Origin of the sequence: Kitasatospora sp. NPDC056446 (assembly GCF_042796115.1) — a bacterium.
In the GTDB taxonomy this organism is placed as follows: domain Bacteria; phylum Actinomycetota; class Actinomycetes; order Streptomycetales; family Streptomycetaceae; genus Kitasatospora.
In genome coordinates this window covers 46,595-58,224 of the sequence record NZ_JBHTRF010000054.1, presented here as the reverse complement: position 1 = coordinate 58,224, position 11,630 = coordinate 46,595, and the positions used below count along the sequence as shown (strand labels likewise).

General features: G+C 73.2%; 14 protein-coding genes. 5 read left to right on the top strand and 9 right to left on the bottom strand.

Going from position 1 to position 11,630, the window contains the following annotated elements; genetic code table 11:
* A partial coding sequence (locus ACFQ6N_RS28200; protein WP_380654731.1) for a type II toxin-antitoxin system PemK/MazF family toxin occupies positions 1-342 on the top strand: 342 nt, incomplete at its 5' end.
* Between the two features lie 62 nt (positions 343-404).
* Here the strand turns inward: ACFQ6N_RS28200 and ACFQ6N_RS28195 are convergent.
* The 7 genes from ACFQ6N_RS28195 to clpS form a co-directional block, all read right to left on the bottom strand.
* Positions 405-1,373: a PLP-dependent cysteine synthase family protein gene (locus ACFQ6N_RS28195; RefSeq protein WP_380654728.1), complete on the bottom strand. Its 969-nt coding sequence runs from the start codon at positions 1,371-1,373 to the stop codon at positions 405-407.
* Positions 1,374-1,461: 88 nt separating this feature from the next.
* Positions 1,462-1,740, bottom strand: coding sequence for a MoaD/ThiS family protein (locus tag ACFQ6N_RS28190; RefSeq protein WP_350514862.1), 279 nt, complete (start codon positions 1,738-1,740; stop codon positions 1,462-1,464).
* A 127-nt stretch (positions 1,741-1,867) separates the two neighbouring features.
* Positions 1,868-1,987, bottom strand: coding sequence for a putative leader peptide (locus ACFQ6N_RS28185; protein WP_317621128.1), 120 nt, complete (start codon positions 1,985-1,987; stop codon positions 1,868-1,870).
* A 138-nt stretch (positions 1,988-2,125) separates the two neighbouring features.
* Positions 2,126-2,557, bottom strand: a complete 432-nt coding sequence (locus ACFQ6N_RS28180) for a Mov34/MPN/PAD-1 family protein (protein ID WP_380654725.1) — start codon at positions 2,555-2,557, stop codon at positions 2,126-2,128.
* A gap of 112 nt (positions 2,558-2,669) precedes the next feature.
* On the bottom strand, positions 2,670-4,112 hold the full coding sequence (locus ACFQ6N_RS28175; RefSeq protein ID WP_380654722.1) for an amino acid permease: 1,443 nt from the start codon (positions 4,110-4,112) through the stop codon (positions 2,670-2,672).
* A 298-nt stretch (positions 4,113-4,410) separates the two neighbouring features.
* Positions 4,411-4,983, bottom strand: coding sequence for a DUF2017 domain-containing protein (locus tag ACFQ6N_RS28170; protein ID WP_380654719.1), 573 nt, complete (start codon positions 4,981-4,983; stop codon positions 4,411-4,413).
* A 54-nt stretch (positions 4,984-5,037) separates the two neighbouring features.
* Positions 5,038-5,331, bottom strand: coding sequence for an ATP-dependent Clp protease adapter ClpS (gene clpS, locus ACFQ6N_RS28165; protein WP_380654716.1), 294 nt, complete (start codon positions 5,329-5,331; stop codon positions 5,038-5,040).
* 139 nt (positions 5,332-5,470) lie between these two features.
* Here clpS and ACFQ6N_RS28160 point away from each other — a divergent pair, with 139 nt between their 5' ends.
* Positions 5,471-6,805 carry a nicotinate phosphoribosyltransferase gene (locus ACFQ6N_RS28160; RefSeq protein WP_380654713.1) on the top strand — a complete coding sequence of 445 codons (1,335 nt, stop codon included), beginning with the start codon at positions 5,471-5,473 and terminating at the stop codon, positions 6,803-6,805.
* A 213-nt stretch (positions 6,806-7,018) separates the two neighbouring features.
* Positions 7,019-7,609, top strand: coding sequence for an isochorismatase family protein (locus ACFQ6N_RS28155; protein WP_380654710.1), 591 nt, complete (start codon positions 7,019-7,021; stop codon positions 7,607-7,609).
* 110 nt (positions 7,610-7,719) lie between these two features.
* Here the strand turns inward: ACFQ6N_RS28155 and ACFQ6N_RS28150 are convergent, their stop codons facing one another.
* Positions 7,720-8,724, bottom strand: a complete 1,005-nt coding sequence (locus tag ACFQ6N_RS28150) for a hypothetical protein (protein ID WP_380654707.1) — start codon at positions 8,722-8,724, stop codon at positions 7,720-7,722.
* Positions 8,725-8,980: 256 nt separating this feature from the next.
* Here ACFQ6N_RS28150 and ACFQ6N_RS28145 point away from each other — a divergent pair, with 256 nt between their 5' ends.
* Positions 8,981-9,610 (top strand): hypothetical protein, encoded by a 630-nt coding sequence (locus tag ACFQ6N_RS28145; protein ID WP_380654704.1) that lies wholly within the window; start codon positions 8,981-8,983, stop codon positions 9,608-9,610.
* A gap of 874 nt (positions 9,611-10,484) precedes the next feature.
* On the top strand, positions 10,485-10,925 hold the full coding sequence (locus ACFQ6N_RS28140) for a hypothetical protein (RefSeq protein WP_380654701.1): 441 nt from the start codon (positions 10,485-10,487) through the stop codon (positions 10,923-10,925).
* 48 nt (positions 10,926-10,973) lie between these two features.
* On the opposite strand, the gene ACFQ6N_RS28135 is transcribed toward ACFQ6N_RS28140, so the two are convergent.
* Positions 10,974-11,561, bottom strand: coding sequence for a DinB family protein (locus tag ACFQ6N_RS28135; RefSeq protein ID WP_380654698.1), 588 nt, complete (start codon positions 11,559-11,561; stop codon positions 10,974-10,976).
* Positions 11,562-11,630 lie beyond the last annotated feature (69 nt).

Here is an 11,630-nt window from a genome sequence, read left to right as displayed (position 1 = left end):
GCCGGTGCCGGCGCCGGGGTCCGCCCGCAGCCGCAGGAGATCTGGTGGGCGGAGGTGCCGTTCGAGGACGGCCCCGGCTCCAAGGACCGCCCGTGCCTGGTGCTGCGGGTGCGCGGCCGGACCGCCACCGTCGCGAAGATCACCAGCAAGCACCACGCCGAGCGCCCCGGCGTACTGTCACTGCCGCCCGGCTCGGTGGGCGACCGGCAGGGCCGGACCAGTTGGCTGGAGACCGATGAGCTGCGCGAGGTGCCGCTGTCGGCCTTCCGCCGCCGGGCCGGCACCCTGGACCGGCAGGTCTGGGCCCGGGCCCGGAAGGCCCTGAACCAGGAAGCCCCGTAACGGGCACCTCGCGTCGCGCGCCCGGCAGGGTCCGGAGGAGCGGTCCTACGCCCGGAGCCGGCCTATGCCCAGAGCTGGCCCTGGAGCGCCTCGACCGCGTCCTCGGTGGTCTCGGCGGTGTAGATGCCGGTGGACAGGTACTTCCAACCGCCGTCGGCGACCACGAACACGATGTCCGCGCGCTCGCCCGCCGCCGCGGCCTTGCGGCCGACGCCGATCGCCGCGTGCAGGATGGCGCCGGTGGAGACGCCCGCGAAGATGCCCTCCTGCTGGAGGAGTTCGCGGGTGCGGCGGACGGCGTCCGCGGAGCCGACCGAGAAGCGGGTGGTGAGCACCTCGGCGTCGTACAGCTCGGGGACGAAGCCCTCGTCCAGGTTGCGCAGCCCGTACACCAGGTCGTCGTAGCGCGGTTCGGCGGCGACGATCCGGACGCCGGGGACCTTCTCGCGCAGGTAGCGGCCGACGCCCATGAGGGTGCCGGTGGTGCCGAGGCCGGCCACGAAGTGGGTGACGGTCGGCAGGTCGGCGAGGATCTCGGGGCCGGTCGTGGCGTAGTGGGCGCCCGCGTTGTCGGGGTTGCCGTACTGGTAGAGCATCACCCAGTCGGGGTGCTCGGCGGCGATCTCCTTGGCGATCCGGACGGCGGTGTTGGAGCCGCCGGCGGCCGGGGAGGGGATGATCTCGGCGCCCCACATGCGGAGCAGTTCGCGCCGTTCCTCGCTGGTGTTCTCGGGCATCACGCAGACCATCCGGTAGCCCTTGAGCTTGGCGGCCATGGCGAGCGAGATGCCGGTGTTGCCGCTGGTGGGCTCCAGGATCGTGCAGCCCGGGGTGAGCCGGCCGTCGGCCTCGGCCCGCTCGATCATGTGCAGCGCCGGGCGGTCCTTGATCGAGCCGGTGGGGTTGCGGTCCTCCAGCTTGGCCCAGAGCGTGACCAGGCCCCCGGTGTTGCCGGGGACGGCCGCGGACAGCCGCGGCAGGCGGACCAGCGGGGTGTTGCCGACGGCTTCGAGCGGACTGTCGTATCGCAAGGGAGGCCTCCGGCCACGGCGGTGAGGGTCACACGGCGGTGTGGGTCACGAGGGTGGTTCCCCCACCGCCGGCGGGGGAACCGGGAGGTCAGCGCGCGCCGCCGGCCACGGCGGGGAGGATGGTGACGCTGTCGCCGTCGGCGAGGGCGGTGGAGATGCCCTCCAGGAAGCGGACGTCCTCGTCGTTCAGGTAGACGTTGACGAAGCGGCGCAGCTCGCCGCCGTCGACCAGGCGGGCGGCGATGCCCGGGTGCCGGGCGTCGAGGTCGGTGAAGAGTTCCCCGAGGTTGCTGCCGTTGCCCTCGACGGCCTTGGCGCCGTCGGTGTAGGTGCGGAGGATGGTCGGGATGCGGACCTCGATGGCCATGGGTGCGCTCCTGTGCGAGTGGTGGAGTGGTCGGCCGCGGCGGGCGCGGCGGGCGCGGCGGGGCGGGCGGTGCCCGGGGCCCGGCGTCGCCGGTGTGGCGGCGGGCCCGGGCGGGGTGGGGCGGCTCTCAGCGCGAGCGCGCGGGCGTGCCGGGACAGATCGCGCCGGCGTGCCGGCACAGGTCGATGTGCAGGCGCGCCACGAGGCGGGTGCCCGGGGCCTGGTTGCTCACATCGACGGAACGCATGGGCTCATCGTATAGATTCCCGGGCCCGCTTAGACATGCCCGTCTCGGGATCCGGATGTTCTCGTTCCCCGTGCTGAGACGGCGCCGGCCCGCCGGCCCTCGCGGGCGGTCGGCGGGCCGGGTCCGGGCGGGCGCCGGTCAGGCCTGGTGGGCCTCGACGACCTGGACGTCTTCCTCTGTGATCTCGCCGTCCACGATGCGGAACGAGCGGAACTCGTAGGGGTCGTCCTCGCCGTTGCCCTCGGCCGTGGAGACCAGGACGTAGTGGGCGAACGGCTCGGAGGCGTAGCTCACGTCGGTGCGCGAGGGGTAGGCCTCGGTGGCGGTGTGCGAGTGGTAGACGATCACCGGCTCCTCGTCGCGGTCGTCCATCTCGCGGTAGAGCTTGAGCAGGTCGCCCGAGTCGAACTCGTAGAAGGTGGGCGAGCGGGCGGCGTTGAGCATCGGGATGAACCGCTCGGGCCGTCCGCTGCCGGCCGGCCCGGCGACCACGCCGCAGGCCTCGTCCGGGTGGTCGGCGCGGGCGTGGGCCACGATCCGGTCGCGGATTTCTCGGGTGATGGTCAGCATGCCGGTCAGGATAGCCACGCCCCGGCAGGTCTCCGCCGGGGCGTCCGAGGCGCGGTCGGCGCGCGTCCGAGGCGCGGTCGAGCGGCGCCCCCGGGGGGGCTGGGGGCCGGGGTCAGCGGTCCCCGCCCGCGTGCAGGTGGTCGTGGGCGGTGCCGTGGACGGCCTGCGGGTTGCGTCGTTCGAGGAACCGGTAGCCGACGACCAGCAGCAGGGCCCAGGCGGGGAAGACGTACAGCGAGATCCGGTTGTCCGCGTCCAGGGCGATCAGCACCACGACGAGGCCGAGGAAGGCGAGCGCGGCCCAGCTGGTCCAGGCGCCGCCGGGCGCCTTGAAGGTGGGCGCGGGCAGGTGGCCGCCCTTCCAGGCCCGGCGGTAGCGGATCTGGGAGATCAGGATCATCGCCCAGGTCCACAGGCCGCAGACCGTGGCGACCGAGGTGATGTACTCGAACGCCCGTGCCGGGACGAGGTAGTTGAGCACCACGCCGACGCCCATCAGCAGACAGGAGACGGTGATCGCGAAGGCCGGGCTGCGGCGCGCGTTGAGCTTGGTGAGCTGCCCGGGGGCCTGGCCGCGCAGCGCGAGGTCGCGCAGCATGCGACCGGTGGAGTACATCCCGGAGTTGCAGGAGGAGAGCGCGGCGGTGAGCACCACGAAGTTGATGATGCCGGCCGCCGCCGGGATGCCGATCTTGCCGAAGGCGGCGACGAACGGGCTGACGCCGGGCTGGAACTCGGTCCACGGCACCAGGGAGAGGATGACGACCAGGGCGCCGATGTAGAACAGCGCGATGCGCCAGGGCAGGGTGTTGATGGCGCGCGGCAGGGTCTTCTCGGGGTTCTCGCTCTCGCCCGCGGTGACGCCGACGAGTTCGACGCCGAGGTAGGCGAACATGACGATCTGCAGGGTCATCACGGTGGCGCCGATGCCCTTGGGGAAGAAGCCGCCGTTCTGCCACAGGTGGGTGATCGACGCGGTGTCACCGGCCTTGCTGAAGCCGAGGGTGAGCACCCCGATGCCGATCAGGATCATGCCGATGATGGCGGTGACCTTGACCATGGAGAACCAGAACTCGATCTCGCCGAACACCTTCACCGAGATCAGGTTGGCCGCATAGAGGATGACCAGGAAGGTCAGCGCGCTGAGCCACTGCGGGAACCCGGGCGCCCAGAACTTCACGTAGACGGCGGCGGCGGTGGTCTCGGCCATGCCGGTGACGACCCAGAACAGCCAGTACGTCCACCCGGTCACGTAGCCGGCGAACGGGCCGAGGAACTCCCGCGCGTACTCGGCGAAGCTGCCGGAGACCGGGCGGTAGGTGAGCAGTTCGCCGAGCGCGCGCATGATCACGAAGATCACCAGGCCGGCGACGGCGTAGGAGAGGATCAGGCTCGGGCCGGACTTGGAGATCGCGGTGCCGGCGCCGAGGAACAGGCCGGTGCCGATCGCTCCGCCGATCGCGATCATCTGGATCTGGCGGCTGCCGAGTCCCCGCTCGTAGCCCTCCTCGTCCGGCTTGGTGTCGACCACTTGGTCGTACGACTTCTCGGCCATGGTGCACCGTCCTGGTCGGTCTCGGGGGTGGAGAAGTCGTACCACGCGGCATCCGGATAGCGGTGTGCATCTGAGCGATATTTGAGCATGACCTGGTAGGGTTTGCCCCTTTTGCACAGAAAAGCCCCGGCGGATCGTCCATATTCTGGACAAAACCACCGGGGCTTGCCCGGAACCGGGCAGGATCGGCCCGAAAGCGCGGACGGGCGCGGAGGAAGGCGCTCCGCATTCACCCGCAGAACCGCTCGGGTTCAGGCCGCGTCCACCGGGCCCCCGCCGCCGGCCCGGCCGCCGCGACTCAGTCGGCCATCGCCTCCAGCAGCGACTCCTGGAGCGCCCCCAGCCACAGGTAGGCCATCACCAGCGGCTTGCGGTCGTCGCCGTCGGGCAGCGCGTAGAGGCCCTCCTCGTCCTCCTCGGTGACCTCCAGCCGGACCCCGAGGGCCAGTCGCAGATCGTTCAGCGCGCCGACCCAGCGCAGGCAGTCGGGCGCGCCCAGCTTGAGCACCCCGGCACCGCCGAGGCCGTCCAGCGCCCGGACGACGAACAGCGCGTCATCCCGCTTGCGGGCCCGCAGGTCCAGCTCGGTGAACCGGCGGAACTCCCCGGACGCGGCCCTGGCCTCGTCGTCCTCGGGCTTCTCCGGATCCCGGTAGGCATCCGGGAAGAACCGGGCCAGCACCGGGTCGGCGGGCGCCTCGGTCGGCCCCTCGGCGAACAGCGCGGCCAGCGGGTCGCCGCCCTCCCCGCCCGGACCGGGGCCGATCAGCTCCAGCAACTGCACCTCCAGCGAGCGGAGGATGGAGGCCTCCCACTCGTCCAGCGCGATCGCCGCGCCGCCACCGCCGGTGCTCTCGAACAACCCAGCCATCTGTATCGGTCAGCCCGTCTCGTCGTCTTCGGTCCTGCGGCCGGCGGTCCGGCGTCAGTCGTGCTGGAGCGTCGCCCAGAGGCCGTAGCCGTGCATCGCCTGGACGTCACGCTCCATCTCCTCGCGGGAACCGCCGGAGACCACCGCCCGCCCCTTGGTGTGGACGTCCATCATCAGCTTCCGGGCCTTGTCCTTCGGATAGCCGAAGTAGGCCTGGAAGACGTACTGGACGTAGCTCATCAGGTTGACCGGGTCGTTGTGCACGATGGTCACCCAGGGCGTGTCCGGCTCTGTCACCGGCAGCCCCTCGACCTCGGGGCGCTCGATCTCCGCGGGCGCGACACTCACCCTGGTCCTCCTCGCTGCACGCTCGTCCGTAATCCCTCACGCCCCATGCTGCCATCCGGGGGACGGCCGGGCGATTCCGCCCCGGCCCGCCCGACGAGAAATCGTCACTCTGACGCTAAGTGGTAGTAGCATCATCCGCATGGACGCCACATCAGTGCGCGCGGCCGGCTCGACCGCGCTGCTCACCGACCGCTACGAGCTCACCATGCTGCAGGCCGCCCTGCGCAGCGGGGCCGCGCACCGCAGCTCCGTCTTCGAGGTGTTCACCCGCCGCCTGCCCGGCGGGCGCCGCTACGGCGTCATGGCCGGCACCGGGCGGGTCCTCGACGCCATCGAGAACTTCCGCTTCTCCACCGCCCAGCTGGACTGGCTGGCCGGCCAGGGTGTCGTCGACGACGACACCCTGCGCTTCCTCGCCGACTACCGCTTCAGCGGCGACGTCCACGGCTACCCCGAGGGCGAGATCTACTTCCCCGGCTCCCCGGTGCTCACCGTCGAGGGCAGCTTCGCCGAGGCGGTGATCCTGGAGACGGTGATCCTCTCGATCCTCAACCACGACTCGGCGATCGCGGCCGCCGCCTCCCGGATGACCGCCGCCGCCGGCGGCCGCCCGGTGATCGAGATGGGCGCCCGCCGGGCCCACGAGCAGGCCGCCGTGGCCGCCGCCCGGGCCGCGTACGTCGCCGGGTTCGCCGCCACCTCCGACCTGGAGGCCGGATTCACCTACGGCATCCCGACCACCGGCACCGCCGCGCACGCCTTCACCCTGGTGCACGACAGCGAACGGGACGCCTTCCGCGCCCAGATCGCCTCCATGGGCAAGGGCACCACCCTGCTGGTCGACACCTTCGACCTGCGCGAGGCCGTGCGCACCGCCGTCGAGGTGGCCGGGCCCGAACTCGGCGCGGTCCGGATCGACTCCGGCGACCTCACCCTGCTGGCCCACCGGGTCCGCCGCCAACTGGACGAACTGGGCGCCGGGAAGACCCGGATCATCGTCACCTCGGACCTGGACGAGTACGCGATCGCCGCCCTGGCCGCCGCCCCCGTGGACGGCTACGGCGTCGGCACCAGCCTGGTCACCGGCAGCGGGCACCCGACCTGCGCGATGGTCTACAAGCTGGTCGCCCGGGCCGGGGCCGAGGGCGGCCCGCTGGTCCCGGTCGCCAAGCGCGCGGCCGGCGGCAAGACCAGCGTCGGCGGCCGCAAGTGGGCGGCGCGCCGGCCCGACGCCGACGGCGTGGCCGAGGCCGAGGTGATCGGCACCGGGCCCGTCCCGGACGAACTGCGGCCCCACCTGGTCCAGGTGCCGCTGGTCCTGGCCGGCGAGACGGTCGGCCGGGAGCCGCTGAGCGACGCCCGCGAACGGCACGTCCGCGCCCGGGCCGCGCTGCCGCTGTCCGCCACCCAGCTCTCCAAGGGCGACCCGGTGCTGCCGACCGAGCTGGTCCTGTCGGCCGACGCGGTCCGCTGACCGCTCCCCCGCCGGAGGGCGGAGGCCCCGGTCCCGCCACCGGACCGGCCCCGGGGCTTCCGCCCCCGCGCGGCACTCCCTAGAGTCAGCCGTAGAGTTCCCCGGAGCTCCCCGAGGACCCCCGAGTCCCGCACAGCCGGACCGAGTACCCCCGAGGGCTCCACCACCGGGGCGCCGCCGTCGGCGGGCCCCCGACATCCGAGGATGCGAGCCATGCACCGGGCACTGATCGTCGTCGACGTGCAGAACGACTTCTGCGAGGGCGGCAGCCTGGCCGTCCCCGGCGGCGCCGAGGTGGCCGCCGCCATCACCGACCTGATCGCCGAGTCCTCCCCCGGCTACCGGCACATCCTCGCCACCCGCGACCACCACATCGACCCGGGCGCGCACTTCTCCGACGCGCCGGACTACGTCGACAGCTGGCCGCCGCACTGCGTGGCCGGCACCGAGGGCGTGGGCTTCCACCCCAACTTCGCACCCGCCGTGATCTCCGGCGCGGTCGAGGCGGTCTTCGACAAGGGCGCCCGCTCGGCGGCGTACAGCGGCTTCGAAGGACTGGACGAGAACGGCCGCGGCCCGGTGGAGTGGCTGCGCGAGCGGCAGGTCGACGAGGTCGACGTGGTGGGCATCGCCACCGACCACTGCGTCCGGGCGACCGCGATCGACGCCGCCCGGGCCGGCTTCGCGACCCGCGTCCTGCTGGACCTCACCGCCGGAGTGGCCGCGGAGACCACCGCCGCCGCGCTGGAGGAGCTGCGGGCGGCCGGGATCGAACTGGTCGGCACGCCGGTGGTCCGCTCCTAGCGCGCTCCGGCCCCTGCCCCCTGCCCCCTGCCCCCTTCTTCCCCCTCCCCCTGTTCGCCCCCTCCCCCACCCCCTTCCGGTCCGCCTCGCGTGCGGCCGGACGCCGCCGCTCAGACCACCAGCAGCTCCACCACGTCGGTGCCGCCCGCCCGGTGGGCCTCGCGCAGCTCGCCGCCGACCGCGTCCGGCTCGGCGGCCAGCCGGTCGCCGGAGACGTACACCACGCGGATGCCCAGGTACTCCATCCGGTGCTGGCCGCCGCGCACCCAGGCGGCCTCGCCCTCGCTGACGCAGCGCAGGTCCGGGTCCACCTCCACGGCGACGCCGCGCTCCGGCCAGTAGAGGTCCGGGACGGCGATGTACGTGCCACCGCGCATCCGCAGCTCGGGGGCGTTCAGCGGGACCGGCAGCAGCCACTCGTCCACCAGGTGGCCGAGCCGCTCCAGCACCGAGTCCCGCTCGGCGGCGAGGAGTTCGTCCAGCGCGGCGCGCACCCGGGGCTCCACGGTCAGCCCCGACTCGATCAGCTCGGCGGCCAACTCCCGCACCGTGCAGCGGTTCTCCGGGCGCGAGACGGCCTCCCGCAACACCTCGCGCACCGGCGCCGGCAGGTCCGGGTCCGCCGTCCACTCGTCCAGCGCGTCCGCGACCGCCCGGGCCACCGGCGCGCAGGCCAGGCCGTGCACCGAATGGGCCTCCAACTCCCGTTCGGTGCGCCGGATCCGGACCTCCCCGACGTCCTTCAGCCGCCGCTGCCGGGGCACCAGGACGTCCACCCCGGTCACCGCGGGCAGCCGAGGCACGGCGGTGAAGCCGTACAGCGCGAGCGCGGCCGTGCCGGTGATCACCGCGCCCTCGCCGCGCCCCTCCTCGCGGCCGTTCTGCGCGGCGTACAGCAGCGCGGCCCACATCCGCTGCTCCGGGGTGGGCTCGGCGGGCTGCAGCAGGTAGACCCTGGGCAGCAGCCGCTGCCAGGGGCCGCCCCGGCGGCAGTGCTCGGTGATGATGCGGGCCGGCACGCCCCGGGCGCGCAGCTGGCTCGCGGTGACGACGTTCTGCTGACGCTTCGCCAGCTCCTCCAGCGACGGTGGAGGCGAGGGAATCCGGTAGCTCATGCCGACACCATCCCCAACGGCCCGGACCCGCGACCCGGAGCCTGACGCACTGTTACTCAACCGTCGCGAAACCGGGATCAGCCCGCACTAAAGTCCTCATACCCTCACTCATTTGGAGTAATTGACGCTCATACGGTTGTCATACCTGATCGAAAACGATCGCCGACCTGGCCGCCTGACCCAGAGTGATCAAGGGCATACGGCGAGGGACCCTCCGGGCGTCAATCGCACCTCTGGGATTGCCTAGGCTTACGTCATGTCACGTGACGAGACCGCCGGCCTCCGCGCGGCCCAGCTCCGCCTCGGCCGTCTGCCCGGATACGTCCGCCGCCCGGACCCGGCGCGCCGCAGCGGCGAGAAGGGCCATACGTACAAGAAGGGCTGGGAGGTCCGCTTCACCGCCCGCAGTGAAGCCGAGATAGCAGAGATCCGCGACCTCGTGGTCGCCGCCGGGTTCGCCCCGGCCAGACCCTTCTTCAAGGGCCACCAGCTCATCCAGCCCGTCTACGGCATGGCGGCCGTGCAGGCCTACCTGGCCGCTAGACAGGCGGCCGAGGAACACGCCGCCCGGACCGCGCTCGGCCGACGACGACGGACCACCGGCGGGCACCCCGCCGCCCATACCCCGGGCGGGCACGTGGCGGGCGGGCACGCAGCGGGCGGGCACGTCGCCGCCGGGCACCCGGCCGGGACGCACCCGGCCGTCACGGCCCACCGCCGCGAACGCGAGGAGGCCGCCCCCGGAGCAGCCGCGGCGGCTGCGGCCGCGGCTGCCGCAGCCGCCCAAGCGGCCCGGCGACGAGCCGTCGAGGCCTTCCCCACCCAGGTCGAGCGGGACACCGCCGCCGACCGGATCTCCCCGTCGGAGGCCCGGACGACCTCCTGACGCCCCCCGACGGCACCTCCTGACGGGCGACCACCCCGGCCCGTCCACCCCGCCCCGGCCGCCGAGGCCACGTCCAGGCCGCCGGGGCACGCTCGACGTACGCGACCGGTCCGGCGCACACGATGCGCCCGCCCCAAGCCCGCGGTCGATCCGCACGGTCGATCCGCACGGTCGACGGCACGCCAGATCCGCGCGGTCGACGGCCCACGGTCGAAGCGCATGCCGACGGCCGTCCGGCATGGCCGCCCCGGCGCGCCGCCACCGCGGCGAGCGCGCCACCCGCCCCCACGTCCGCCCCGGCGCGCAGCGTCTGCCCGACCCACCGCATCCGCCGCGCGCCCCACCCCACACACCCTTCGCGTACGCCGCAGCCCCGCCACGCGCCCCCGGGCCCGTCAGCTCCGCGCCCGCCGATACGGCCATGCGTGTGGTCGTGGTGGCATCCGCGCCCGTGTCCACATCCCTCGCCGTGGTGATCGTCACCACGATCATGCGTGCGGTTGCGCGGGTGGTTGTGCGGGCGCCGGTTCGCGCCGTGGGCGTGGACGTCAGCCTCCCCAGGCCCTACGGTGACACATCAACTGCCTTGCAGTCACTGCCGTCCCACACCCTCTGACCAGCTGCGACGCGCTCTCACCTACGTCCCCCCACGCCACTGCGCAGCACCACCCCGCCGGCCCCGCGCCGGCCCCCGTCGACTCCCCGCCCGGCCGTTCCACCGCCTCGCCGCACCCGGCCTCCACCGGAACCGGCCGGGCGGCGGCGGGTTCCGGGCATTCCATCGGATTGGTCACCCAGCGCACCGAGGGCCTACCGTAGAGTGAGCACAGATGATCGACCGTCAGAAACCCATCTCCCTTTCCGAGAAGACGAGATGACCAACCGTCACACGAGTTCCGCCGAGCCACCCCCGGGGTTCGGCGAGCCGGAGGACGTACCACTGGAGTTCACCGCCTTCTGCGAACTCCACCGCCCCCGGTACCTCAGCTATGCCCGGGTGTGGCTGACCGAGCACAGCGCCGCGGCCGCCGCCGTCCAACAGGCGTTCGCCGAAATCGCGCTGTGCTGGCGCGAGTTGATGGGAAGCTCCAACCCGACCGCACACGCCTGGGAAATCCTCCGCGGCACCGTCGCCGAGCACACCCGCCAGGACTCGCCGGCCCCGGAGCACCACCCCGCCGAGGACGACCTCGCGATCCTGCACTACGTCGTCGGCCTCGCCGCCCCCGAGATCGCCGACGTCATCGGCACCGACGCCGCCAGCGTCGCCGGGCGGCTGCGCCGCACCATGCTGCGCGAGGCCTCCGGCTGGTGACCCCGCGCCCCTCCCGCCACCGCACCGCCCCGGCACCCCGGGGCGACCTCAGACGCGCTCGCCCGTCACGTCGAACAGATGGTGCACCGGGTCGTGGATCAGGTACCGGGAGAACGACTCGACCGTGAAGCGCGCCCCGTCGCTGCGGTTCCCCGTCCGCTGCCACCGCTCACCGGACACCCCCTCGAAGGCCGCGGCCAGCGCCTCCGCGGCCTCCGCCAGCTCCCCGGCGACCACCTGCGGCCGCTGCTCCCGGTAGCGCCCGGAGACCGCCGTCTCGTCCTGGTCCCAGTTCGGGAACAGCGGGTCGTCCCGGTCCAGCATCAGGTTCAGCCGGACGTGGAACAGCCGGAACACGTCCCGCACATGGCACGCGTACTCCAGATCCGACCAGACACCCGGGCCCGGCCGGCCGCGCAGCGCCTCCTCGTCCCCTGCCAGCACCGCCAGCCAACCGTCCGCGTTGGCCCGGATCATCCCGGCGACGTCCCCCCGCCCCACCCCCGGCGTGTCCAACCCGCAGTCCGGGCAGGGGCGTTCCAGCACCCAGGTCCAGTCCTTGGTGTCAGGGACGATCCCCCCGGCGACGGCATCCGTGGCGGCGGTGGCGGCGGTGGCGTTCTCAGAAGTGCTCATGGCCCCAGCATCGCCGCCACCACAGCCCCCCACCAGCGGCAATGACGCCAGCGACCGCCGAAATACTGC